The following is a 25,431-nucleotide window of genomic DNA, read 5'->3' as shown; positions in this document are numbered from 1 at the left end:
GCGTGAACACTCTGCACCCGCCAGAATTCACGTTCAATATCTCCCTTTCCCATGAGGTGAATTATGACGGAAAACTCTTCCCTGCTGGCCGAATTCCCCACCTGTCCGCGCGATTCGCGGGACCGCCCCCGGGTTTTCACTTCGGCCGCCGGAGCCTATGTGACCGATGAATCCGGATTCCGTTGGATTGATTTCGACAATGCCCGGGGATCGATTCTGCTGGGACACGGCGACCCGGGTGTTGCGGAGGCCGTGGCCCGGGCCGCGACCGGCGCGGACGGCACGGCCACGGGCTGGAGCCCGCGCATCGACGCGGTGCTGACACGGCTGCACACCCTGTGCGGCGGCGATGCCGTGGGGTTGTTCCGGTCCGGTACGGCGGCGGTGCGGGCGGCGGCGCTGGCGGTGCGCGAGGCGACCGGGCGACACCTGCTGCTGAGCGCCGGCTACCACGGCTACGACCCGATGTGGTACCCGTCGGGGGCACCGCTGAGGCCCAACGCGGACGGGGTGGTGGACTTCTTCTTCGACCTGGGCCTGCTGGAGGAACTGCTGGCCGCACCCGATCGGGCGGCGGCCGTGGTCGTGTCACCGGACCACATGCACCTGTCGCACGGCTGGTACCGCGAGCTGCGCCGGCTTTGCTCGGCCGCCGGGGCAGTACTGATCGCGGACGAGGTGAAGGTGGGCCTGCGCTACGGGCCCGGCCTGTCCACGTCCGGGCTGATCACCCCGGACGTATGGGTGGTCGCCAAGGGCATGGCCAACGGGCACGCCGTATCCGCCGTCGGCGGGCCCCGGGCGCTGTTGAGGCCGCTGAAGGAGGTGTCGTTCACTTCCTTCTTCGAGCCGACGATCCTGGCCGCGGCGGACACCGTGCTCGACCGGGTCGCCACCGGCGAGCCCCAGCGGGCGGTGCGCGAGGCCGGCGACCGGTTCCTGCGCCACGCCCGCAAAGCGCTCGAGGACGCGGCGCTGCCTGTGGAGATCGCGGGCGACGGCACATTCTTCCAGTTCGTTCCGGCCTCGGAGCAACTGGAGGCCGCCTTCTACGAGGCGGCGAACGCCGAGGGCCTGCTCTTCTACACGGGCGACAACCAGAGCGTGTCGGCCGCCTTCGACGACGCCGTGCTGACGGACGCCGAGCAGCGGTTCACCCGGGTCTGCGACCGGCTGTCGGCGTACGCGGGCGCCGAGCCGGTCGACGAGGCGGCCCGCTACCGGGTGGCGTGGAACGTGATGGACGGTCTGCGCGAGGCCCGCCGCGACCGGGCGGACACCGACGGATGGCTGGCGCGGCTGCTCGACGACTGAACCCGGCCCCATTCCCCGAACCCAGGACCAGAGAGATTGAGGCACCTTTCCATGGACAGCCCAGCGATTGTCGGAACCGCCGGTGGGCCCGATCAGGGGTTATCCGATGAGGCCGAGAAATACGGCATGAAATGCGCCCGACTGCTCCGGTTGTACCACGATCCGGAATTCATCGAAGTGGCCCTTCCGGTGTATCCGCTCAACCCTGCCGACGCCCGGGAATTCATCGCAGCGGCGGACGCGGAGGGAACGTCGCAGAAGAAACTCGTTGCCGGGTACGCGGGATTCCTGCGCGAGCGGCACCCCGGTCTCGCCGCACTGCTCCGCGAGGTGTGCGGCGAGGGACCCTGGATCGTCCGCAGCTCGGGCGCGGAGGACCAGGAGGACAACGTCAACGCGGGCGGCTACGAGAGCCTGGTGTGCCCGCGTCCCGACGACCTGTACGCCACGGTCGCAGCGGTCGTCTTCAGCGGGTACGGCGAGCACGCCGTCGCCCAGCAGCGGCTGACCGACCCCGGATACCGCCCCTCCCCGATCGCCGCGTTCGTCCAGCCGCTCGTCAGCGACGCGGACGACACCGTGGACGCGGCTCGGGCCGTCGTGGCGGACCAGCCGGTCTCCCCGGCGGAGACACCGCTGCTGGACGACGCGGACGTGGCCGCGCTGAGCGGTCTGCTGACGCGGCTCCACCACAGTTTCGGCATGCCGCGCCTGGACTCCGAGTGGGTGCTGGAGACCGACGCGGGCACGGTGTCCGTCACCGGGCTCACCGAGCTCGCGCCGGACGACCGGCTCGTCGGCCAGCTGTCGCTGGGCTTCGGTTTCGCCTCCGCTCAGCGCCTGGGCGACGGTGACAACAGCCTGGCCTGGCTGACCGGCCTGCCCGGTACGACGCTGTGGCGCGGGGCGCTGCTGCGGCGGGTGGAGACCACGCGGACGCGGCTGGTGCAGATCCGGCCGGCCACCGCGTTCGACCCGGAGCCCTCGTTGGACGTCCTCACGGACGCGTGCCGGGACGTCTGGCGCGGCACGTGCGCGGCCGCGCCCGTGGACATCCTCGTGCCGCCGCGCCGGGTGCGCGCCTCGTCGTTCCTCATGTCGGTGAGGCTCGAGGACGCTTGGAGCCGCTACCTGCGCCTCGAACCTGATCAGCGACGGCGGCTCGGGCATGTCCTGGTGGAGCGCGGCGGCCCCGGCGAGCACGCCGCAGTGATGTTCCGTCAGGAGGGCGTCGCCGTGCTGCGGGGTCGCCCGGAGGACATCCCGGAGACCGCGTCGTACGCGCTGGCCGACCCGTGGACGCAGGAGTGTTATTTCGGCACCGGCCGTCCCCCGGCGGTGGAGACGGGAACGCGGCGCATGTCGGCCGTCCCGCAGGGCTGCCGACTCCTGTTCGCACCGGCCGACGCCACGGGCGCGGCAGCCGCGGCGCGGACGGACGGTACCGGGCCGACCCTCGCGCTGATGCCGGGCGTCGGCCGGCTGTACGAGCTGCCGCACCTGCCGCCGCGGGTGCGGGACCGGATCGTGCTGGACAGCTTCCTGCCGTCCCCGGACGTGTTCATCCGGCGGGGCGCCCAGGTGTCGTCGCCGGCGTTCACGGCCCGCTGCGCCGAGGTGCTGCTCGACGGTGGCCTGCCGGCAGAGCGGGTGGCGGAGCTGCTGCCGGACGCGGCGCGGGCGTACGCCCGCGGGCTGGGGGCCGCACGGGCGGCCGGCGCCGCCGACGTGCGAACGGCCGTCGCGGTGGCGCGTCTCGAAGCGGCGGGCACGGTATCGGACACGGCGCTGGAAACCGTCCTCGCGTCGGCCCGCGCCCTCGCGGACGACGGCGGGCGTGGCACGGAGGCGGGCCTCGCCCTGCTGGACGCGGTGACGTCCCTGGCGTCGTCCCTGCACGCCCTGGACGTGTACTCGGCTGCCGAGCGCGACGACATTCTCACCCGGACCGTGGCAGCCCTGCCGCTGGACGACACCGCCCGCACCGAGGCGCTGTGCCGGTTCGCCATGCGCTCATCGGCGCCGCCCGCGGAGACACACCGGCTGCTCGCGGCGGCCGCCGGGGACGAGGAGTTCGCGGCACGGTACCTGGCGGTGGAGCGCGGCCGGGTCGACTTGGCGGCCGCCGACCCGCAGGAGGCGGCGCAGCGCAGTTGTGCGCTGAACGACGCCTACCGGGCGTACGCGGCCGCCGGGACGTGGGACGGCGGGGACGCGGTGCTGCTGGACCTGACCAGGAGCGACCTCATCGAGGCCTACGACAGCACTCTCAAACGCCTGCTGCTGGAACTGGTCGACCACCCGGAGCCCGGCCTCTACCGCGCGTACCTCGACGTGCTGGAGCAGTGGCTGGACCTGGTGGGCACGTTCGGCCTCACGCCCGGGGAGCGCCGTGCGGTGGAGGGGTTCGGTGCGTGGGTCGTGGCGTGGCGCGGAGAACCCGTGCCGGACGACTTCGGCCTGGACGAGGAGCTGACGTGGAGCCGACTGCTGGAGCGGGCGGCGGCCGACGCCGGGGACGGGCCGGCCAATCCGCACCAGTTGCACAACGTGCTGCACCAGTGGCTGCTGGCCAGGACGCCCCGCTACCCCGCCGAGCGGGCGCCCTCCGGGGTACGGGAACTCCAGCGGCTGTCGGACCGGTTCGGCCCGGGCGGCAACAAGCTGCTGCGGTTCACGCGGGACGCGGTCGAGCTGGACGTCCCGCTCGGCATCCACAAGGCGAGCCTGCTGTTCCGCCCGAACCGGGTGGAGGGCGAGTGGACTGAGCCGCCGGACGTCACCGAGGAGGAGGCGGGACGGCTGACCGGTCTGACGGTCCTGCTGGACCGATGCGGCACGTGGTTCCCGGAACTCGTGTTCCGCTGCGAGCGGGTCCTGTTGGCGGGGACGTGGACGCTTCAGGTGGAGGCACGTCCCCCGGCCGGCATGGAGCGGCTCACGCTCTCTCAGATGCGCCTCGCCCTGGGCGTGTTCCGGACGCTCTTCGACGGTTCGTACGACTTCTCGTACGTGCCCGCCGAGGACGTGGCAGACCTGCCGGAGGCCTTCCGGGAACCGGAATGGGCACAGGTATTCCGGGCGCTTGTGGACTACCGGCTCGTCTACGACGACTCGGAGCTGTTCGAGACGCTGGAGACACTTCCGCTGGGCACCGCCGTCGGCATGCTCTGTACGGAGGAACGGATCCGCGCCGAGGTGCTGGCAGCCTCCGCCGCAGGCCCGGAGGGCGCGCTGGCGCGGCTGGACGCGGCCTGGCGGCGGCTGGCCGCCACGGAGGACCCGGGCGACTGGATCGCCGCGCACAACGTGGTGCAACAACTGGCGCTCCTTGTGGCGGCCCGGTTCCCGGACTCGACGGCGGCAGCACTCGCCGCTGCGGAACCGACGGGCTGGGCCGACGTGCTGGGCGCGGCGCTCCTGGCCCGCGCGGACGCAAGGGACGCGGTGGTGCGGGCGTTCGCCGGGCGGCCCGGCGGTGACGGGCCGCTGCTGCGGAGGGCGCCCTGGCTGGTCGTGTCGGAGGCGAACGCCGCCGACGTGGCCCGCCGGCTCGCGGACCGGCCACGGGCGCACCGCCGCTGCAAGCAGTACCTGGCGCACCGGTACGCGGATGTACTGGCGGAAGCGGGGCTGCTGACAGGACTCGTGGCGGATCTGGAAGTCGTGCCGTACGGCGACGGGCCCCGCCGGGAGGAACTGCTGGCGGCGGCCGCTGCCGCGGTGGGCGGGCGGCTGCGCCGCGACATCCGCGCGAAGACCGGTGCGGGAATGCCGGCGGTCTGACGGGCCATCGGCCACTCCTCGGCGGGCGGCCGGCGGCTTCAGCGGTCGTCGGCCGCCTCCCCGAGCCGGCTCTCGATCCACTCGACGCCGAACTGGACCACGTCCGGGGCCTCGAAGAGATGGCTGGGGGCGGCGCCGACCCGGCCGGTGCGGCCGATGCCCGCAACCAGCATGTCCTCGGCGATGACCGTGAACGGCCACACGCCCTCGGGCACCACGCGCCCGTACGGGAAGGCCTCGGTCTCGGTATCGATGTCCCGGAAACGCCGCCACTCACGACGCCCGTCGACGATGACAGGCTGCTCGTACTCGACATACCGCTTGCCAGGGGCCTCGGCCAGGGCCTCTGCGTGGTGCAGCAGTGTCAGCGCGTCCAGCGGGGCGCCGAGGAGCAACACCCGGCCGCCGTCCCGGGCGAGCCGGGCGAGCGGGCTGTCCGGGCCGTGCGGATCTTCCCACGGGTGGTCGTCCATCAGCCGGTGGGCGGCCGGCCCCACAGCGACAAAGCTGGCGTCGGGGTGCCGGCTGCGGGCGGCGCCGGGCCAGTGCCGCAGCGCCTCGGGGACGCGGCCGACGCTGTGGTCGGCTTCGCTGAACAGCGGATCGTACGCGGGCCATTCGGCGCGGGCCGCCTGCCGCCACCCCAGCGGCCAGTCGGCGAGGTCGTATGGTGGGGCGTCGTTCCAGCCGCAGTACGCCATGAGGGTGCCGGCGTCACCGACGGTGTCGAGGAGCGCTCCGATGAGGGTCTGCGTGCCGCCCACGACGTACCCGACCGCGGACATGCGGGTGTGCACCATAACGGTGTCGCCGCCGCACACGCCCAGTGCCCTGAGGTCGCGCACCAGACGGCCGCGGGTCACCGGGCCGCCGGCCCGCTCGATCAGTTCCTTCTCGTCCACGCACCTGAACCTAACGGCACACGGGCACAGCCCGCCCTGCGTGGTCGGTTTCCGGCCGCTGTCATCCCCGCGTGCGCGGGTGCATCGTCGGAAGCGGTGGCGATCATGGACAGCCGTCGACGCGATCACGGACCGGGATAAGGGTGCCGTCCACGATCCACAGCCGCTCGACTGCTTCCCGGGAGGTGCGGGCCGGCTCGAGCGCGAGCAGCGGACCGAGCCTTTGGACGCCCCGGCACACGGTCGCGGGCGAGACGCCGAACAGCGGGGCGAGCTGCCGCGTGGTGAGGTTCGTGCGGTAGTACATGGCCACCAGCAGCACCCGCTCGGCCAGCGGGAGCCGCCACGGCCTGCCCCATCCACACCCCTCGCCACCACGTTCCCGGACCGCTTTCAGTAGCCGGCCCAACTAATCCACCGCAGCCCGGTGAACGTCTCCACCCACACCCCGCTCGGCCCTCAACACCCAGCCATACAACGAAGATGCCCAGTTCAGATCGAGAAGCAGGCGCCGGCCCGGTGGCAGGCGGCGATGAACCCAGCATTGTAGAACTGCGAGTCGGCCCGCAGGATGCGGGTCCCGGAAGGCGTTACCCGATAGGGACCAGAAGGACTGACCTGCTACAAGAAGCTCGCACCACTTGCCACGTGAGACAAGCGCTACTGATGATCTTGGCGTCATGTCGCTTTATGGCCAACCGCCTTCGCAGTTCAAGCGCAAGGCGGTCTGCGACATCGCGCGTGGAATCTCAGTAAGTCATCCGGCCCACCGCAACCGTCACGCTACCGAGAGGACTTCACTGAACCTTGGCAGGCCTATTCGGGCGTCTGCGCCAGGGTCTGGTCAAGTATTTCGAGCGCGGTGGAGCATTCGTCGCTCGTGACCGTCATCGGGGGAGTCACGCGCAGCACATTGCCGAGCAGTCCGCCCCGTCCGATAAGGAGACCGAGTTCTCGCGCGCGCTCCAAGACGCGCAGTGTGCAGGCGGCATCGGGGGTCTTGGTGCCGGGGACGACCAGTTCGACGCCGATCATCAGTCCTTCACCGCGGACGTCCCCGATGGCGGGGTACTTCTCCGCAAGCTTCCGCAGCCCCGCAAGCAGTTGATCTCCGCGGGCAGCGGCGTTGGACTGGAGGTCGTGATCAAGGATGTAGTCGATCGTGGCATTGGCGGCAGCCATGGCGATGGGATTGCCGCCTGCTGTTGAGATCGAGTTTGCCTCGATCGCATGCATGAGCTCGGGGCGCGCGACCACGCCCCCGATGGCAAGCCCGTTGGCGAGACCCTTTGCGAAGGTGATGACGTCTGGCGTGACACCATGTGCGTGCATATTGAAGAAGGCGCGGCCTGTGCGACCCCAGCCCGATTGCACCTCGTCGGAGACGAGGGGGATGTTGTATTCGTCGAGCACGGCCTTGGTGCGCTGGAAGAATCCTGGGGGCGGAGAGGCGAAGCCGCCGGCGCCCTGGATCGGTTCTGCGATCATGCAGGCGACCCGACCGCTCGTCGTGGTTTCGATGATTGTCCGGAGCTCATCGACGCACGCTTCCGTGAACCCGTCGTCGGGAAGGTGTCCGAAGGGACTCCGATACCGGTATCCGCTGTGGACATAGCTCACCTGGAGCGGGCTCAGGCTTGTCGCCGACCAGGCGCGGATCCCGGTTGTGGCCACTGTTCCGAAGGTCCGGCCGTGGTAGCTCCCGCGCAGCGCCAGCACTTGGTTGCTCTTGGCCGCCGCCGTGGTCAAGAGCAACGCGGTCTCCACGGCCTCGCTGCCGGAGTTCACGAAGAAGACGCGAGCGTCGTCGATGCGGGAGTGTTTAGCGATCTTTTCGGCAAGGTCGACCTGTTGCCGGATGAGGTAGAGCGTCGAGGAGTGCAAGAGCTTCCCGGCCTGCGCACGCACAGCTTCGACGATCTCCTGAACGTTGTGCCCCACCATCGTCGCGAGCAGCCCGCCGAAAAAGTCGAGGTAGGTGCGGCCGTCGCCGGCGACGACATGTCTGCCGTCGCCGGCGACCAGTTCCAGCGGTTCGCGGTAGTAGAGGGCCATCCAGTCGGGCATGACGCGCTTGTGCCGACTGAGCAGGTCAGCACCCGGTATCTGTGATTCCAGCATGGTGCCACGCTACTGCCGTGACCTCTTCCGCTCCTCGTTCCGCGGGTAAGATTTCAAATATTCGAACATTGCGTTCATATGGGCAAAGCCCCAACAAGGGCGCTCGTAGTTTCGAGTAATCGACCGGAGCGAGGAAGGGGTGGTCATGGAAAGTGTCGCGAGTCGCATCGAGACGGCGGTTGCCCGGCTGGCGCCGGAGTTCCTCGAGTTCCTGGCGGAGAGTGTCCGGTGCCAGAGCGTCACGGGCCACGAAGAGCCGGTCACCGAGTTCTATGAACGAGAGCTCCGCGCCCTCGGCTGGGAGGTCCGCTCAGTGCCGTTGGCAGGCTCGGCCCTGTGTGCCGACGAGCCACGTGTCGGGCAGCGGGCGAATGTGGTCGCTTACCGTCCCGGCGCAGGCGACGGCCTGACCGTCCTGAACGGGCATGTCGACGTCGTGCCTCCCGGTGATCCGTCGGAGTGGAGGGAATCACCATTCTCCGGTCACGTTCGGGACGGGCGTCTCTACGGGCGTGGCTCTGTCGACATGAAGGGCGGTATCGCCGCGGCCGTCCTCGCGCTGGCGGCTCTTGAGGATTGCGGTGCGCAGCCCCTGCGTGACATCCGGCTGGAACTCGTCATCGGTGAGGAGAAGACCGGTGTGGGAACGCGGCTCATGGTGGAGGCCGAGAGTGAGGCTCCGAGCGCGGTGATCGTGATGGAGCCATCCGGCGGCCATATCGTCCCGCTCAGCACCGGCCTCCAGTTCTTCACCGTGGAGGTCTCCGGGATGGCTGCCCACACGTCCGCACCCTGGCGTGGGGTTGACGCCTTCGAGAAGCTTCTGGCCGCCCGTGATCGGCTGCGGCGTCTTGCCGCCGCACGGTCGGACTCGTACTCCCACGAGCTCTTCCAGGACGTCCCCACGGGCATCCCGTTCGCAATCGGGAAGATCGCCGCCGGCGACTACCCGGCCTCCATCCCCGCCTTCGCGACGATGTCCGGCCGCATGGGCTTGAGGCCCGGAGAGGATCCGGAGGGGCTTCGCGCCGCCATCTCGGCGGCTCTCGAGTCGCTCGCCGAGGATGACGACTGGTTCCGGGACCATCCCGCGGCCGTGAAGTGGGGCAACGCCGGTCTGCGCGGGTGGGAGACCCCTCGGGAGCATGAGCTCGTTCAGTCTCTCGTACGCGCCCAGGAGCATGTCGTGGGCGCGGCGACGATCGCCGCGTTCACCGCAGGATCGGATGCGGCGTTCTACGGAGGCCGCGGAATCCCGACGGCGATCTTCGGGCCCGGAGACGTGGCCCTTGCACATGCGCCCGACGAGAGCATCGCCGTTGCCGATGTCTTCACCGCAGCCAAGGTCCTGGCGATCGCTCTGGCAGGTGCGGTATGAGTGTTCCCGAGACGACAACACTCTCCACGCTGGAGCGCGGACTCGCCGTGCTTGAGTACATCTGCGAGCACGGGCCCGCGAATGCGAAGCGTATCGCGAGAGATCTCGGGCTGCGGCAGGGGACCTGCTATCACATTCTTCGCACTCTGGCGGTTTCCGGGCACGTGGCCCGCCAGCCGGACGGCCAGTATGAGCCTGGGCCCCACGCGTATTGGGTCGCGCGGCAGATACAGAAGCGCGTCGCCGTCGTCCCCGAGCTCAGTGTCATCCTCGCCCGCCTCCACAACGTCACGGGCGGTGAGACGAGCTACATCACCCGCTGGCAGGACGGGGCGGCCATCCTGCAGCATTACCTGGCGGGCACCCAGGCCACGAACGTGGGAAAGCTCGAAGTGGGCTTCGGGGGGGACCTCCACGCGCGGGCTTCGAGCAAGGCAATCATCGCTCTGCTCCCCGGCGACCAGGTCGAGGCCCTCTTCAAGGGAGTGAAGCTCGCCCAGCTGACTCCGGCGACCATCACGGACTACGAGGAACTCCTGGTCGAGCTTGCGCAGATACGACGGCAGGGCTACGCGATGGATCGCGAGGAGTTCGCAGAGGGCGTGCAGTGCGTCGCCTCGGGGTTTGTGTCGCCTGACGGCACTCCCGCGGGCGCGTACACGGTCTCGGTTCCAACCATCCGATTCGCCAAGCTCAAGCCGACTCTCGTCGCAGCGGTCGTCGAGGCGGCAGCGATGGCCACGCGGTTCCTTGCCGGTAAGCGTCCGGTCGACGCAGTGACGGCGGGCCGGCACCACCCAGGGCAACCATGACCGATTCCGATGTCAGACGGACATCGCCGAATAAGGAGAGCACAATGCACAGCAGGCGCCAGTCGCGCAGTCGAAGACCCCAGCGGTGGGCTGCGATCCCCCTCCTCATGACCGTGGCAATCCTGTCCGGCTGCGGAACAGCGGGAGAGCGAGCCACAGGTGAGGGCGACGACGCGAAACTCTTGTCGGCTGCCGCCGAACGGGTGCGCGTCGCCACGGCTCCGGTTGAAGCCGAGTGGTCCAAGTCCGCGGTCGCCGCTGGGACTGACAAGCGCTCGGTCGTCCTCGTCCCGTGCAACCAGAGTCAACCTGGGTGTACCCAGCCCGCCATCGGCGCGCGGCAGGCGATCGAGGCGCTCGGCTGGAAGGCGCACATGATCGACGGGAAGGGAACAGGCGACAACCAGAACGCCGCGGTCATGCAGGCTCTCAGTCTGCGGCCCGACGCCATCATGACGTTCGCCATTGATCCCTCCACGATCCAGCAGTCCCTCAAGGCGGCGAGGGACCAGGACGTGCCCGTGATTTCTTCGGCGGGTGAGAAGTCGGATCTGGTCGCCTCTTCGGTGAATCCCCGCGCCGACGTCTACACCACGACCGGATCGCTCCTGGCGGACCTGGCAATCGTCGAGAACGACGCACAGGTCAAGGCCCTCGTTCTCCACGACACCGGCTTCAGTGTGTTGGGGCCGCGCTACGAGGGGTTCGTGAATCGGTTGGGCGAATGCGCGGGGTGTGAAGTGCTCGAAGAGCAGAACTTCACCGCGGCGGATCTCGCGGTGGGGCTGCCCCGCCTGGTGCAGCAACTGGTACAGCGTCACCCGGACTTCAACACGATCTACGTGGACTATGACGACGCGGTGCCCCCTCTCTTGCAGGCGCTGAAGTCGCTGGGCGTCAAGGACAAGACCGTTCTTGCCTCGAACGGCACGGTTCAAGCAACAGAATGCATTGCCCAGGAGTGCGGACAGACGGCGACGACGGCCTTCTCGCTGGAGGGCATCGGCTGGGCCGCCGTGGATCAGCTCACCCATATGTGGGCGGGCGAGGACCCCGCGCGGGCGGTGTATCCGCTGGGGGTGAAGCTGATCACTTCGGAGAACGCCGACCAGATCGACGGGATGTGGGATGGCGACTCCGACTACCGGAAGATCTATCTCAAGCGGTGGGGAGTCGAATCGTGATGATGCGGGCCGCAGTGCATTCCGGAGGGCCGGGCGTTGCGAATGTGTCGCTCTCCGAGGTCGAAACACCGGTACCAGGGCCGGGGGAGGTCCTTCTGCGACTCGCCTATGCGGGTCTCAATCGCCACGACATCTTCGTCCTGAACGCGAGAGACGAGAAGTCGGCGCCCCTGGTCGTGGGATCGGATGGAGTGGGTGTCGTCGTCGACGCCGGGCCCGGAGTCGACACATCCGGTCTCAGTGGCGAGTGGATCATCAACCCCTGTCTCGGCTGGGACAGTCCCGATGAGGTTCCTCCGGTCCCCGAAATCCTCGGCGATCCCCGCTGGGGGACGCTCGCCGAGTACGTCGTCGTCCCCGTGTCGAACCTGGCACGCCCGCCGGCACATCTGAGTCAGGTCGAGGCAGGTGTTCTCTCTCTCGCGAGCATGACTGTGTACCGGGCCCTCTTTTCGGTGGGCCGGCTCCGGGAAGGGGAGCACGTTCTGATTCCCGGTATCGGCGGTGGTGTAGCCGCTCTGGCGATGGACTTCGCGAAGGCGGTGGGGGCGAAAGTCACCGTGACGTCGCGCCGACGAGCCGTCCTTGACGACGCGGTCGCCCGCGGGGCGGACCATGCAGTGGTCACCGGTGCTCAGTGGTCTTCGGAGGTCGAACCCGTCGACGTCGTCGTGGACACGGTCGGGACGGCGGTCTTCGACGAGGCTCTGCGGGTCCTGCGGCCGGGCGGTCGCTTCGTCAGCATCGGGGCGACCACCGGCGCGGAGACAGCACTGGATCTGCGAGACCTCTTCTTCCGCCAGATCTCCGTAGCGGGAACCTCCATGGCCAGTGCGAAGGAGTACACGGCGATGCTCGAGTTCGTGACCGAGCACGGGATCCGGCCGGTTGTGGGGGCAGAGTACCCGCTCACTGGGGCTGTCGAAGCCCTTCACGCGCTCGAAGCCAGCACACACGTAGCAAAGATCGCCGTAGCGCTTGGCGACAGGAAGGGGGGCGTCTGATGAGCGACACCCAGGGCCTCACCGCTTATCTGACGGAGATGAGGCGGATTCGCGCGCTCGAGGAGAAGGTCGCGGAGTTGCGCGCCGGCAATGACATCGTCGGTTCGGTCCATCTGTGCAATGGACAAGAGGCGATCTATGTCGGTTCCGTGGCGACGCTCGACCTGACACGGGACGCTGTGTTCCCGACATACCGGGGGCACGGCTGGGCCGTTGCGTGTGGGGTTCCGATGCGGGCAATCCTGGCTGAGCTCCTCGGGCGTGAGACGGGTATCAGCGGCGGCCGGGGCGGGTCTGCGTACTTCACCGCTCCCGCATACGGGTTCTACGGAGAAAACTCGATAGTCGGGGCGGGCGCTCCGATCGCGGCCGGCGCCGCCCTGGCCGGAACATACGACGGGTCAGGGCGGGTGGCGGTGGCGGCGTTCGGTGACGGCGCCATGAACCAGGGTGCCGTGCACGAGGCGATGAACTTCGCCTCCATCCGGAGACTGCCGGTGATCTTCGTCGTCGAGAACAACTCCTACTCCGAACTCACCCCCATCGCCGACATGGTGCGAGTGGACCAGTTGTTCCGCCGTGCGAACGCCTACGGCATGACCGGCGCCCAAGTCGACGGGAACGACCCTGTTGCTGTCGCTTCCGCGATGCACCAGGCGGTTGCCCGCGCACGCCGCGGACTCGGGCCTGTCCTTCTGGAGATGATGACGCAGAGGCTCGTCGGTCACTACATCGGCGATGTTCAGCACTACCGGCCCGAAGGCGAACTGGACGAGATCGCGAAGTCCGAGCCGATCGTCCGGATCGAAGCACGTCTGCGCGGTGACGGAGTGCCACAGAGCGCGCTGGATCAGATCCGGCAGACCGTTGCCGACGAGGTCGAGCGTGCCGCTGCGGAGGCGCTCGCAGATCGGCTCGAGCCCACCACGAGCGTATTGGAGCACTTGTATGTCTGAGATCAAGAAGCTGTCGTACGCGGAGTCGGTGAACGCGGCTCTCGCGCGCGCACTCTCAGAGCGGTCCGAAGTCCTCGTGTTCGGGGAGGACGTCGGAAAACCGGGCGGAGTCTTCGGCGTGACCAAGGGCCTGCACCGGCAGTTCGGCGACCGGGTGTTCGATACTCCGATCTCCGAAGCGGCCATCCTGGGCGGCGCCGTCGGTGCCGCGATGTTCGGGGCCAGACCCGTCGTCGAGATCATGTGGGCCGATTTCTCGCTCGTCGCTCTCGACCAGCTCGTGAACCAGGCCACGAACGTCCGTTACCTTTCGCGAGGCGCCTTGAGCGCACCCATGACGGTGCGGACACAGCAGGGGAACGCCCCAGGTGCGTGTGCTCAGCACTCACAGTCGCTCGAGGCGATCTTCGCGCACGTCCCAGGCCTCCAGGTGTGCATGCCGGCCACTCATCAGGACGCGTACGACCTTCTCCTCACCAGCATCTGGAGTGACGACCCGACGATTGTGATCGAGAACCGAACGCTCTATCACGCGGGCAAGGCCGAGGTGGTGCTGGGTGGCCCGGTCGAACCGGTCAATGGCGCCCGCATCCGTCGCCAGGGCGCTGACGTCACAGTCGTGACGTGGGGCGCGATGCAGTTCAAAGCGCTCGACGCGGCCCTCGTGCTGGAACGCGAGGGGATTGATGCCGAGGTGATTGACATGCGGTGGATTCGTCCGCTCGACCACGACACCATGCTCTCAAGCGTGGAGAGGACGGGGCGAGTGGTCATCGCGCACGAGGCCCACACGGTGGGTGGCGTCGGCGCCGAGATCGCCGCGCGGATCGCCGAGCACGGGATCACCCTGCGCGCCCCGATCTCCAGGGTCGGCACGCCCGATGTCCGCATCCCGGCAGCCCCGCACCTCGCTGCCGCGGTCATCCCCAGCGCTGAGTCCATTGCCGATGCGGTTCGCCGTGTTGTGCACGGCACGCTCAGCCTCGCCTGAAGGTTCCTCTGATGAAGGAATGCCCGCTCCAAGATCTGCACGCCGGGCAGCAGATCAACCGTCTGCAGGCGTGCTGCCCGGCGCTGTGCGATGACGGATTGCCTCCCGCTGAGATCGCTCAGGTGTCCACGAGGACGGGGACAGGGGAGAGCAGCCCAGCGGTCGGGTACTCCGAAGGACAGGCAGCGATCGCGCAGCACGTCAGGATCGCGGGCCCTTGTTTGAAGACCGCGCGTCTATGCGTGGATCGTGGCGTTCTCTGTCGGCCTGCGTCGACAGGAGCAGCCGTGAAGGAACGGTGGGCCGGCTCGCCGGCACATGGACGAACGAGGTCGTTCGGGAAGCACGTGGATGGCGCCTTCCGCGCCTTAGCGTCCACGGCGCCCCACCCGGCGGATTGGGCGGCTGACCGTTTCGCCCGCCCGCCTGGTCGCGGTGCCGGCTGACCCCCTGTGTTTCAGACACGAAGGAGCCACGACATGGATGGCAAGCCTTGGAGCGGGGTACTCATCGCGGCGCTCGCAGGTCCCGCTTTATGGTGCTCCCCGCGTGTGCCGCAGCCCCGGAACCAGCCGGCCCGGTAGCGCCTCTACGGCGACTCCGTGATCACGGCCGTTTGAGGCCGGCCCTCCAGGCGCTCTCGCGCAAGCACGCTCAGGGCGTGGTCACCATGGCGCCTCAGGTGCTGGAGACCGGCCTCGCCGCTCCCTGGGAAGTGTCAGAGCGAGTCCGGCCTGACAACGGATCCCTCTTTGCGGACTCGGCCGCGGCAACCGGCGGGCAGGTCGGAGCGCTCGTGGTGCGCGACACGGATTTCGAGGTTCTCGAAGCGCACCACGAGGCGTTCACATCCCGGCTCGCCGAATGAGCGCGATGCAGGGCCCCGGAAGAGCAGGGTTCATGTCCGCCGACCGTGCCACGGCGATGCCCCGTCCGGTTCAGCCGACGAACCGCCGGAATCCGTCTTCAACATCGTTTCCACATCGACGTCGACCAAGCGGTCGCGACCGTCACACAGGCCTCAGGTCGACCGGCAGACGGACCGCACCGTTCTCGGATCTCAGGATCCAGGCGGCCCCCGGGAGCGGATTTGGAACGGAGAACAGGCGGTGACACGGCTCCGAGGAACCTCTGGATGTTGAGGACAGGCGTCCTGCGGAGAATCAGCAACTTGCCGAAATCACCACGAGAAGGCGTGAAAGACGTAGCTCCAGCGACGGAGCGCAAGATCTCACTGAGGAAGCAGGAATGAGAACTCGGAAACGAATTCTCGGTGCTGCGGGAGCTGCGCTGAGTTTTATGATCATCCTGGCGGGTTGCCAGTCCTCCCAAGGGGACGCGGCAGGAGGCGGCACCGCGGGCCCGGCGGCTGCCGAGGCGGCGCGTGAACGCCTGAAGGCCGCCAAGGCACCGATCGCGGCCAAGGTGCCTGATAGCGGCCCGATGGCGCAGCCGGACAAATCCGTCGTGCTCGTACCCTGCTCGGTCGCGTCCGAGGGCTGCGCTCAGCCAGCCTATGCGGCGCGGCAAGCAGCGGAGGCAATCGGCTGGAAAGTGAAGCTGATCGACGGCAAGGACACGGCTGACAGCCAGAACGCGGCAGTGCGTCAAGCGCTCACGCTCCATCCGGATGCGATCATCACCTTCGCGATCAATCCGAGCACGATCCGGGGTTCGCTCGAGCAGGCTCGGGAGGACGGCGTCACCGTCATCGCGTCGTCGGCCGTTCAGTCCGATCTGCCGGATTTCTCTGGCATCCCGAGTCGCACGGTCTGGGAGGAGACCGGTTCGCTGCTGGCGGACTATGCAATCGCGGAGACCGACGGCGATGTCAAAGCGCTCGTGCTCCACGATACGGGCTTCGAGGTACTCGGGGCGAGATTCGACGCCTTCACGGGACGCCTTGAAGAGTGCGAGACCTGCGAAATTCTCGAGAGCCAGAGCTTCACCTTCGCGGACCTTGCCACAGCGGTGCCGCGCATGGTTCAGCAGATGGCGCAGCGGCACCCCGACTTCAACACGGTCTACATCGACTACGACTACGCCGTTCCTGCGGTTCTTCAGGGCCTTCGCGCCATCGGTGCCGAGGACAAGATCGTGCTCGGATCCGAAGGGACCTCGACGAGCATCGCATCGATCCGTCATCAGGACGGACAGACCGCGACGACCGCGGTAGCTCTCGACTGGATTGGATGGTCGAACGTCGACGCGCTCAACCGCATCTTCGCCGGCGAGTCTCCCGAGCCCGCTGCCGACGCCCTTGCTGTCAAGCTCATCGATCACGCAGTCGCGATCGAGCAGGGCATCGAAGGGCTCTGGGACGGCGATGTCGACTTCAAGTCGGCGTACCTGAAGCTCTGGGGTGTTGATCGGACATGACCGAGTCCTCTATCGAAGTCCGGAACGCTGTCAAGATCTTCGGTGCTCAGCGTGCGTTGAACGACGTCAGCATCTCGTTCACCCGCGGTGAGATCCATGCGCTGGCGGGCCTCAACGGATCCGGGAAGTCGACGTTCGTCAAGGTCCTCGCGGGTGTGCACTCCCTGGACGCGGGCGCTGTGCTGGTGGACGGCGCCGGCGCGGGAGAATTGACGCCGTCGAAGGCGAGTGAGCTGGGGCTGCAGTTCTTGCATCAAGACCCGGTCTCCTTCGCACATCTCACCGTGACGGACAACATCGCCGTCGGCGCGGGGTACACCCGGAGTTCACACGGCAGGGTGGACGTCAAGCGAGAGAGAGCCTGGGCCGCAGAGGTTCTTGCCCGGCTTGGTGTCGACGACATCAGTCCGCGCGCGCAGATGGGCGGTCTGTCTCAGGCGCAACGAACGATGGTGGCGATCGCCCGCGCGGTGCAGTACCAGTGGAGTGACCGGGGGGTCCGCCTGCTCGTCCTCGACGAGCCGACCGCGTCCCTTCCCAAGCACGAGGTCGCACTCGTCTCCGACATGGTGCGCCGTGTCGCCGCCGAAGGCGTGACGGTCCTGTTCATCACGCATGACCTCGACATGATTCTCGATCTCGCGGATCGCGTGAGCGTGCTCCGCGACGGGAAGCTGATCACCACAACGGACAGTTCGCACTTGGACAAACCACAACTTGCCTCGCTCATGGTGGGGGAAGAGGGTGTCGCAGAGCAGTCCACGGCAGCGCGGCGGAGACCACCGTCGTCGAGTACCGCTCTCCGCGCCAGAGAGGTGTCCGGGGGGCGGGTCGACCGAGTGTCGCTCGATGTCGGTACCGGCGAGATCCTTGGCATCGCGGGTCTGCTCGGCTCGGGCCGGAGCACCCTTCTGAGCCTCCTCTACGGCGCTCAGACCCGAGACGGCACCGTTGAGCTGAACGGCAGGCCGTTGAAGCCGGGCAACCCGCGCGCCGCGCGCCGCGCCGGGGTCGGATTCATTCCTGAAGACCGGCGGAGGCACGGCTCGTTCCCGCAGATGTCGATGGCGGACAACGTCACTGTCGCGTCGGTCAGGCAGTACGCGAGCCCCTACTGGATTCCCCAGCGGGGAGAGCGCGAGTCGGCTCTCAGGACGATGGAAGAGTTCGATGTCCGACCCTGTGACCCCGACAAGCCGTTCCGGCTGTTCAGCGGTGGCAACCAGCAGAAGTCGATCATCGGGCGATGGGCGCGGACCTCACCCGCGCTCCTGCTCTTGGACGAGCCGACCCAAGGCGTTGATGTCCATGCCCGCGTGCAGATCCACACCGCGATCAAGCATCTGGCGGAAGAGGGGCTGAGCGTGATCGTCGTCTCGTCGGATTTCGGTGAACTGCTCGAACTGAGCGACCGGATCCTCGTGATGCGCAGAGGCCGGGTGCGGCGGGAAGTCGACCCGGCCGCAATCAAAGAAGACCAGCTGCTCCACCTCGCCGCAACGGACGAGTGAAGCGAAACTCAGAAGGACTCCCAAGGCCATGACTGTCACAGACAACAAGACCTCGACGGCTACACCGTCGGCCGGCAGGGGCACGGCGCCGGCACCGCACCGCGGCGTGCTCGCACGATTCGCGGATCCTCGCTGGTACGGCTTCTACGTGTTGGTCGTCATCGTCACACTGTTCAGCATTCTCCTGCCGCGGACGTATCCGACGATCGCGAACGGCACCGCCATCATGAGCAACGAGGCGGTGGGCCTGATGCTCGCCGTCGGTATGCTCATCCCGCTCGTCGCAGGCTACTTCGACCTTTCGGTCGCGAGCGTTCTCACCCTCTCGATGATCGTGTCGGTCGGAGCGTTCCAGTTCTTCGAAGCGCCGACCTGGCTTGCGTGCCTGGCCGGCGTGCTTACCGGCACCGCTGTGGGGGCGCTCAACGGATTCAGCGTGGCATGGCTGCGGATCAACTCGATGGTCGCGACCCTCGCCACGGGAAGCATCGCCCTGGGGATCGCGCTGTGGTGGACGGACGGTTCCATCTTCGCCTCCAACGTCCCCGCCTCCTTCCGCGCGCTCGGTGACCGCGTCTTCGGCCTCCCGCTCCCGGTCATCTTGGCCGCACTGCTCTGCGTCGTGATCTGGTGGGTGCTGGAGAAGACGCCGACAGGCCGGTACCTGTACGCCATGGGCGACAGCCAGGACGCCGCTCGGCTCGCCGGCTTGCCGACGCAGCGGCTCACGGTGGGTTCGTTCATCGCGTCGGGCACCGTCGCGGGATTCGCAGGGGTGGTCGAGGCGGCGATCCTGGGGTCTGGCAACCCGCAAGTCGGAGCTGGTTTTCTCCTGCCCGCGTTCGCGGCCGTCTTCCTCGGGGCCGCCATTTACACGATCGGTCGCTACAACGTCATCGGAACCGTAGCCGCTGTCCTCGTTCTCGCGGCGCTGGTTGCGGGCCTGCAGCAGTTCGGGCTGCCGTTCTACATCGAATCGCTCCTGAAAGGCACAGTCCTGCTCGCCGCCGTCGCGTTCACCTCAGGCCGTTTCAGCGCACTGGTTGAAGCACGCCGATGAACAGCTCAGCGAACCTGGAACGTCGCCTTGCACGGCTCGAGGCGCGCGATGAGATACACGAGCTGAAAGCGGCGTACGCGGACCTCTGCGACACCGGCTACGAAGGCGCGGCGATCGCCAACCTGTTCACCGAGGACGGTGTGTGGGAGAGCAACACCTATCCGGCGGTGCGGGGGCGGGGGGAGATCGCCAAGTTCATGACCAGTATCGGGGACAATGTGTTTCCGTGGGCAGTTCACCTGCTCAGCAACGAGCGGGTCCAGCTGGACGCGATGCTGGCCACCGCAGAAGGGCGATGGGATCTCCTCCAGTTGGCCTCCCGAGGGCCGGATTCCGTCGTCGCTGTCGGCAAGTACGTAGACGTGCTTCGGGTCGAGAACGGCCGGTGGCGGTTCTCAGCGGTCCGCGTCCAGTTCTCCTACGTCGGGACCCTGAAGGCGGGCTGGGCCTTCGGGAGCGAAGGGTTCGTGCATGATGAGCCGAGATAGCCGGGAGCCATCGCTGCCCTGTGCCGAGCGGCACAGCAGAGACGGCGACGGCGCGTTTGTCGAAGAGCTCTGCGAGGCGGCGGCAGCGCTGCCTCCGGCTCCCCTGCTTCCCCGGACGGTCACGCGTGTTCGCGCGGAGGCTGCTCCACAGAAAGATCCGTACAACGCCGTCGTTCGCTGGGTGGACGTGAGCGCCGATGCCGATTCGGGTGCGCTCGCGGGCATCGGGGTGTCCTTGAAGGACTCCGTAGCCATCGGCGGTATCCCGCTGACGGCAGGCTCTGCCGCGCTTCAGAGGTTCATTCCCTCAGGGGACGCCACCGTCACACGCAGACTTCTCGAGGCCGGCGCGAGCATCCGGGCGGTCACCAATATGGACGACCTCGCGTTTTCAGGCGCCGGCGACACCAGCTACTACGGACCTGTGAGGAATCCCCACGATCCTGCGGTCCTGGCCGGAGGGTCGTCAGGAGGTGCGGCGGCTTCCCTCTTTCTCGACGGGATCGATGTCGCGATCGGCACCGACCAGGGCGGATCCGTGCGATTGCCGGCGGCCTGGACCGGGGTCTATGGACTGAAGCCCACTTTCGGGCGAATCCCCTACACGGGTGTCGTAGGCATGGAAGCCCGGCTTGACCACATCGGGATCCTCGCCCGGTCCCCCGAGCTGATGGGACGTGTCCTGGCGGTTCTCGACGGTCCCGATGGACTCGACGGGCGTCAGGCCCCATGGGGCCGTCCGCTTCCGGCCGCATCCGGACCCGTGACGGTACGTGTGGTGACCGCTTCGTTGCTGCACGCCGAAGACCGAACGCGGGCGCTGTTGGAGCGGGCGCTCCGGACATGGTCGGACGGCGGCGTCATCGTCGAGCCGACCAGCTTCGACCCGGCCGATCACGGGCCCGTGCCCGCAGCTCTGTTCATCGAGGGCGCGTTGGCCACGCTGCGCGGGACGTCTGCTCCATGGACCGGCCCCGCCTTCTACTGGGAGGAACTTCAGCAGCATTTGAGCCGGGGAGTAGCCGATCACATCCACCGCCTGTCGCCCTCGTTCAGATTCGCGCTCGCCGCAGCGGAGGAACTTCAGCGCAGAGAGCCCGGCCGTGCGTATGGCCGCGGCCTGGCCGCGCGTACGAGGTTGATCGCGGCCGTTGACGCGGCGTTGGAGGGGGCGGATTTCCTCGTGCTCCCGACGGCACCATGTGGAGCGCTCCCGGTTGGTGAGGGCCTGAGCGATATCGAGCGCACGACCCGCGGCTGGGGGGTGCTCGGCAACACCGGCCCCTTCAATGTCACCGGCCACCCGGCTTTGTCGGTGCCGGTCGCTGTTTCCACAGGATTGCCGGTAGGGGCGATGCTCGTCGGCCGACACAACGCCGACGAGGAACTGCTCCGGTTCGCACAGCGGCTCGCCAGTGCCGACCAGCAGGCCGGCTGTCACTTCGAACGCTGAGGGGAGATATGAGATGACCGAACCGATCCCTGCGTCCCTGCCGTCGGCTCCACGCGCCACTGCGATGCCTGCTTACGCACCGCTTTTCGTCGCAGGCACGGAGCGGGTGAGAGTGCGGTGGCTGACCATCACCTACCCCACCGATGCCCGGGTGCTCAGAGCACTCCTACCCGAGCCAATCGAGCCCGGTAACGAACTGGAGGCTGCGATCTGGGTCGCAGAGTTCATGGGGGCGGAGTTCACGGGACCAGGCGGGGTCATCGAGAACCGCCCCGCCTACACGCAGGGCGGAGTCTCGGTTCGGTGCACTCACTCCGGTGTTGATTCCGCTTACGCGGTCGTCACCTTCGTCGAAGGGTTGAACCACGGCATCCTCGGTCGCGAACTGTTCGGGCTGCCGAAGAAACAGGCGCGTGAGGTGCGCCTTGTTGAGGATGACCGAACGCTGGAAGCGGGGTTCACGACTGGGCGCGGCGTGCAGCTTCTCACTTCCACGGTGACCCTCGCCCCCGCTGCTGTCGCCTCGCGCCCCGCTCCGGGCTGGTTCGACAACCACCTGACGTTGAAGCTGATCCCGAGCGCCGAGGGCGAGGGCTTCGACATCAGCCGCCTCGTCCAGATCCCGTGGTCGTTCAGCGACTCACGGTACGTGCGTCGCGGGGCAGCCCGCGTCGAGTGGGCGGTTGACCGCGCCGACCCCCTCTGCATCCTCGTGCAGAACGGCGAGGCAACTGCCACCTACGGCGAGAGCACCCTCGCCATCGGGTACGGGCGATACCGCGAACACGTCGCCGACTTCCGTACTTTCGGACTGCCGACTTGGTGACCGTCACTGGCACCAGGCGGGTTGTATGCGCGACCCCCTCGCATCACGCCCGGAGATGGCGGCCCCACCCTGGCTCGTTACAGCCCTCGCCCAGCTCACGGGTGAAGGCCGCGGAGGCGACCTCGACTCCTGGAAGAGCGGGCCCGCCACGGCGGGGCAGCACGGCGAGCACGAGCACGGAGAAGAACACGGTTGATTCCCCGCCGACGGGCCGAGGAGCATCAGGCCGAGAACGAGGCCTTGCCCCGGGAGCTGGTGGCGGTGCGCGCCGAACACCAAGTACGTCGGGGACATCACGTACTTGCCTGCGGGGGATGGTGAGTTCCGGTATCTGGCGACGGTGATCGACTGCTTCTCGCGCCGCCTGGTGGGCCGGTCGATCGCCGACCACACGCGCACAGTACAGCGCACGCATTCGCAAGCCTCGCGGTGACCTACTCGTACCCACTCGGCAGACAGGAACTACGCGCGTTGGGGAACTGGGCTCGTTGCGAGGACTGGAATGCCCTGCTCGGCCCAGATGATCTTTCCAGTGGTGGTGTATCGGGTGCCCCAGCGCCGGGCGAACTGCGCAATGAGGAACAGCCCGCGGCCGCCCTCGTCGGTGGTGCGGGCGTGCCGCAGGCGGGGTGAGGTGCTGCTGCCGTCGGAGACCTCGCAGATCAGCACATTCTGCCTGATCAGCCGCAGGTGGACGGGCTCGCTGCCGTGGCGGATGGCGTTGGTGACCAATTCGCTGACGATCAGTTCCGTGGTCAACTGCAGCTCTTCCAGGTCCCAGTCGGTGAGTTGGCGGGAGGCGAGGTCGCGGGCTTCGGCGACGATGGCCGGGTCCGAGGTCAGTGGCCAGGTGGCGACCTGGTCCGCGTCCAGGCCGTGGGTGCGGGCCAGGAGCAGGGCGGCGTCGTCGGACGGTGGACCAGTTGGCAGGGAGCCGACCACGTTCTCGCAGACGGCCTCCAGGTGCGCGGCGGGGCGGGAGAGGGCTTCGGTGAGCCTGGTCAGCCCGACGTCAACGTCCGCATGGACCCCGAGGAGGCCGTCGGTGTAGAGGGCGAGCAGAGCGCCGTCGGGCAGCTCCAGCTCAGCGGCCTCGAAGGGCAAAAACCCCAGGCCCAGCGGAGGTCCGGCTGGCAGGTCGGGGAAGGTGACCGTGCCGTCGGTCCCGACGAGCGCGGGCGGGGGGTGACCGGCGCGGGCCAGCGTGCACCGTCGGGTGACCGGATCGTAGGCCGCGTACAGGCAGGTGGTCCCCAGGGCCGAGGCGGCGATGTCCGGCGGTCTGTCCGCGGTTGCCTCGTGGCCTTCCTCCTGCTCCACCAGGCTGATGACGAGATCGTCCAGGTGGGCCAGCAGCTCATCGGGGGGCAGGTCTAGATCGGCCAGCGTGCGCACGGCCGTGCGCAGGCGGCCCATGGTGACGGCGGCGTGCATCCCGTGCCCGACCACGTCTCCCACGACCAGAGCGACCCGGGCGCCGGAGAGAGGGATCACGTCGAACCAGTCACCGCCCACCGCGTGCGGGGCGTGGGCTGGCAGGTAGCGCGAGGCCACCTCCAGAACGGTCCCATCGGGCAGGCTGTGCGGAAGCAGGCTGTGCTGCAGCACCAGGGCCGCCCGGTGCTCCCGGGTGAAGCGGCGGGCGTTGTCCAGGGACACTCCGGCCTGGGCCAGGAGTTCCTCGGCCAGGCTCGCGTCGCCCCGGTCGAACGCATCCGGGCACTCGGACCGCGCGAAGGTCGCCACGCCCAGGCAGACCCCCCGCGCGCGCACCGGCGCGACCAGAAACGAGTGGATCCCGGATGCGCGGAGCTCGGCCGCCCGCGCCGGGTCCTCGGCGAGCCAGGCGCTGGCGGAGGGGTCCGCGAGCGATTCCACCACGGCCAAGCCGTCGCCCAGGCAGCGTTCCTTGGGCGCGGTAGGCAGGAGGCGGAGCAGGTCGCCGACCTCCCCGATCGTCTCGGGCCCCCTCCTGTGGACCGACTGCTGCCCGGCGCGGCGCAGGGCGTCACTGCTGCCGGCTGGCCCGGGAGGAGGTTCCTCACCGCGCAGGACGGGCTCCAGCAGATCGACGGCGACAACATCGGCGAAGCGCGGCACCGCGACATCGGCGAGTTCCTGCGCGGTCCGTTCGACGTCGAGTGTGCTGCCGACGCGCTCGCTGGCCTCGGCCAGCAGAGCCAGGCGTTCCCGGGCCCGCCATTGCTCGGTGACGTCCAGGGCCATGAACCACACGCCCAGCACCCGGCCGGCCGAGTCCTGGAGCGGGAGGATGTTTTCCCACCACGCGCGCCGCCGGGTCGGGTCCGTCGGATTGGGCATGAGGCTTTCGCGGTTGAGCAACGCAACCCCGGTCTCCAGCACCCGCCGATACTGCGCCTCGGTTCGTTTGGATTCCTCGCTCGGTATCATCTCCGTCAGTCGCCGGCCCAGCCGTCGTTCGCGGGGCCACTCACCACCGTACGTCAGCATGTCGTTGACCCAGACGTGGCGCAGGTCCGTATCCAGTACCGCCACGGCGATCGGCGAGTGCGCGAGTAGCGCCTCGAGCATCTTCTGGTCCAGCCCCGGGCCCGGCGTCTGCCGCTCATTCCAGGCCAGCACTGCCCACCGGCCGCTCCCGGCCGGATCAACCAAGGGAAAGACCCGCACCCTCAGCGTCAGAGTCCGTCCGTCGCGGTGCCGCACGGGAACGACGCCGTCCCAGCCGTCCTGCGCGCGGCACTGCTCTGCTACGGAGGCGGCGGCCGCCCGTTCCTCGGGCCGGTCCAACAACGCCGCGGCGGGCCGGTTCAAGATTTCGTCATCCCGGTAGCCGACCAGGCCTTCCGCTGCGACGGTCCAGCTCGTGACCACTCCCTGTCCGTCCAGGACCGCGAGGGCCATCTGCGCCACGTTGAACATTCGCCCAGACCCGCCGGGCATGGGCTCCTTCGGGACCGTCATCGCCGCCTTGCCTCCATCATCTCGGGGGTCTCCGGGGCATCCGGCTGCGGCTCCTGAACACACCCGCCGGTTCTTCCTCCGCCTCCATCATGTGCCAAGTCCCTGGTCAGCGCCCAGTTCAGAGCTGCCGCGAATCGTATGTCGTTGTGTGCCGGTGTCAGCCGGTATGCGTCTGGCCCGGGTCCGAGATAGGCTTTGGTCGTGTATTGCCGCCGCGGAGTGGGCGTTGCGGCGGAAGAGGTCGGCGAGTCCACAGTCGCGTCGATCTTTGTCCTGGTGGAAGTTCTCTGCGATGCCTTGGTGGGGCCGGTGGGTCCAGC

The 25,431-nt window shown here is 68.3% G+C and carries 19 protein-coding genes and 2 pseudogenes; 17 read left to right on the top strand and 4 right to left on the bottom strand.

Translation table 11 applies throughout. The features are described 5' to 3' along the window. Window positions 1–63: 63 nt before the first annotated feature. Window positions 64–1,314, top strand: a complete 1,251-nt coding sequence (locus E4N63_RS04555; protein ID WP_095756584.1) for an aminotransferase class III-fold pyridoxal phosphate-dependent enzyme — start codon at window positions 64–66, stop codon at window positions 1,312–1,314. A 126-nt stretch (window positions 1,315–1,440) separates the two neighbouring features. Continuing rightward, window positions 1,441–5,100, top strand: a complete 3,660-nt coding sequence (locus tag E4N63_RS04550) for a hypothetical protein (RefSeq protein WP_230239953.1) — start codon at window positions 1,441–1,443, stop codon at window positions 5,098–5,100. Between the two features lie 38 nt (window positions 5,101–5,138). Here the strand turns inward: E4N63_RS04550 and aac(3)-VIII are convergent, their stop codons facing one another. The 3 genes and pseudogenes from aac(3)-VIII to E4N63_RS04535 all read right to left on the bottom strand — a co-directional run bounded on the left by aac(3)-VIII (window position 5,139) and on the right by E4N63_RS04535 (window position 8,123). After that, window positions 5,139–6,002, bottom strand: a complete 864-nt coding sequence (gene aac(3)-VIII, locus E4N63_RS04545; protein ID WP_230239952.1) for an aminoglycoside N-acetyltransferase AAC(3)-VIII — start codon at window positions 6,000–6,002, stop codon at window positions 5,139–5,141. 121 nt (window positions 6,003–6,123) lie between these two features. Then, window positions 6,124–6,480: pseudogene (locus E4N63_RS31410) on the bottom strand (transposase family protein); the annotation flags it as partial. Window positions 6,481–6,818: 338 nt separating this feature from the next. Beyond that, the gene (locus E4N63_RS04535) at window positions 6,819–8,123 is read right to left on the bottom strand and encodes an aspartate aminotransferase family protein (RefSeq protein ID WP_230239951.1); all 1,305 of its coding nucleotides are present in this window, start codon (window positions 8,121–8,123) and stop codon (window positions 6,819–6,821) included. Between the two features lie 145 nt (window positions 8,124–8,268). Here E4N63_RS04535 and E4N63_RS04530 point away from each other — a divergent pair, with 145 nt between their 5' ends. The 15 genes and pseudogenes from E4N63_RS04530 to E4N63_RS04460 all read left to right on the top strand — a co-directional run. Beyond that, a complete protein-coding gene (locus E4N63_RS04530) occupies window positions 8,269–9,501 on the top strand; it encodes a M20 family metallopeptidase (protein ID WP_230239950.1) in 1,233 nt (410 codons plus the stop codon). Continuing rightward, window positions 9,498–10,313, top strand: a complete 816-nt coding sequence (locus E4N63_RS04525; protein WP_230239949.1) for an IclR family transcriptional regulator — start codon at window positions 9,498–9,500, stop codon at window positions 10,311–10,313. The genes E4N63_RS04530 and E4N63_RS04525 overlap by 4 nt, the downstream gene beginning before the upstream one ends. 107 nt (window positions 10,314–10,420) lie before the next feature. Beyond that, window positions 10,421–11,497, top strand: a complete 1,077-nt coding sequence (locus E4N63_RS04520; protein WP_227957243.1) for a substrate-binding domain-containing protein — start codon at window positions 10,421–10,423, stop codon at window positions 11,495–11,497. 44 nt (window positions 11,498–11,541) lie between these two features. Next, a complete protein-coding gene (locus E4N63_RS04515) occupies window positions 11,542–12,501 on the top strand; it encodes a zinc-binding dehydrogenase (RefSeq protein WP_230239948.1) in 960 nt (319 codons plus the stop codon). After that, window positions 12,501–13,457, top strand: coding sequence for a thiamine pyrophosphate-dependent dehydrogenase E1 component subunit alpha (locus tag E4N63_RS04510; protein WP_230239947.1), 957 nt, complete (start codon window positions 12,501–12,503; stop codon window positions 13,455–13,457). The genes E4N63_RS04515 and E4N63_RS04510 overlap by 1 nt, the downstream gene beginning before the upstream one ends. Beyond that, window positions 13,450–14,448, top strand: a complete 999-nt coding sequence (locus E4N63_RS04505) for an alpha-ketoacid dehydrogenase subunit beta (protein ID WP_230239946.1) — start codon at window positions 13,450–13,452, stop codon at window positions 14,446–14,448. Before E4N63_RS04510 ends, E4N63_RS04505 begins: the two co-directional genes overlap by 8 nt. A 661-nt stretch (window positions 14,449–15,109) precedes the next feature. Further along, window positions 15,110–15,316 carry a hypothetical protein gene (locus E4N63_RS04500; protein WP_157916241.1) on the top strand — a complete coding sequence of 69 codons (207 nt, stop codon included), beginning with the start codon at window positions 15,110–15,112 and terminating at the stop codon, window positions 15,314–15,316. A 431-nt stretch (window positions 15,317–15,747) separates the two neighbouring features. Then, the gene (locus E4N63_RS04495) at window positions 15,748–16,827 is read left to right on the top strand and encodes a substrate-binding domain-containing protein (RefSeq protein ID WP_230239945.1); all 1,080 of its coding nucleotides are present in this window, start codon (window positions 15,748–15,750) and stop codon (window positions 16,825–16,827) included. Beyond that, window positions 16,824–18,338, top strand: a complete 1,515-nt coding sequence (locus tag E4N63_RS04490; protein WP_230239944.1) for a sugar ABC transporter ATP-binding protein — start codon at window positions 16,824–16,826, stop codon at window positions 18,336–18,338. The genes E4N63_RS04495 and E4N63_RS04490 overlap by 4 nt, the downstream gene beginning before the upstream one ends. A gap of 28 nt (window positions 18,339–18,366) precedes the next feature. Further along, a complete protein-coding gene (locus E4N63_RS04485) occupies window positions 18,367–19,398 on the top strand; it encodes an ABC transporter permease (protein ID WP_019710645.1) in 1,032 nt (343 codons plus the stop codon). Then, on the top strand, window positions 19,395–19,886 hold the full coding sequence (locus E4N63_RS04480; protein WP_227957238.1) for a nuclear transport factor 2 family protein: 492 nt from the start codon (window positions 19,395–19,397) through the stop codon (window positions 19,884–19,886). The genes E4N63_RS04485 and E4N63_RS04480 overlap by 4 nt, the downstream gene beginning before the upstream one ends. Further along, window positions 19,870–21,339 (top strand): amidase family protein, encoded by a 1,470-nt coding sequence (locus tag E4N63_RS04475; protein ID WP_230239943.1) that lies wholly within the window; start codon window positions 19,870–19,872, stop codon window positions 21,337–21,339. Before E4N63_RS04480 ends, E4N63_RS04475 begins: the two co-directional genes overlap by 17 nt. 13 nt (window positions 21,340–21,352) lie before the next feature. Continuing rightward, window positions 21,353–22,165, top strand: a complete 813-nt coding sequence (locus tag E4N63_RS04470; RefSeq protein ID WP_230239942.1) for an acetoacetate decarboxylase family protein — start codon at window positions 21,353–21,355, stop codon at window positions 22,163–22,165. A gap of 25 nt (window positions 22,166–22,190) precedes the next feature. Next, window positions 22,191–22,361, top strand: coding sequence for a hypothetical protein (locus E4N63_RS04465; protein WP_230239941.1), 171 nt, complete (start codon window positions 22,191–22,193; stop codon window positions 22,359–22,361). A gap of 69 nt (window positions 22,362–22,430) precedes the next feature. Beyond that, a pseudogene (locus tag E4N63_RS04460) lies at window positions 22,431–22,598 on the top strand (DDE-type integrase/transposase/recombinase); the annotation flags it as partial. A 29-nt stretch (window positions 22,599–22,627) separates the two neighbouring features. Here E4N63_RS04460 and E4N63_RS04455 read toward each other — a convergent pair. After that, the gene (locus E4N63_RS04455; RefSeq protein WP_230239940.1) at window positions 22,628–25,111 is read right to left on the bottom strand and encodes a SpoIIE family protein phosphatase; all 2,484 of its coding nucleotides are present in this window, start codon (window positions 25,109–25,111) and stop codon (window positions 22,628–22,630) included. Window positions 25,112–25,431: the final 320 nt, after the last annotated feature.

This window comes from Streptomyces sp. MNU89, assembly GCF_020982505.1.
Taxonomy (GTDB): Bacteria; Actinomycetota; Actinomycetes; order Streptomycetales; family Streptomycetaceae; genus Streptomyces; species Streptomyces xinghaiensis.
The sequence above is the reverse complement of the archived record's forward strand: the minus strand, read 5'-3'. Positions and strand labels throughout refer to the sequence as shown.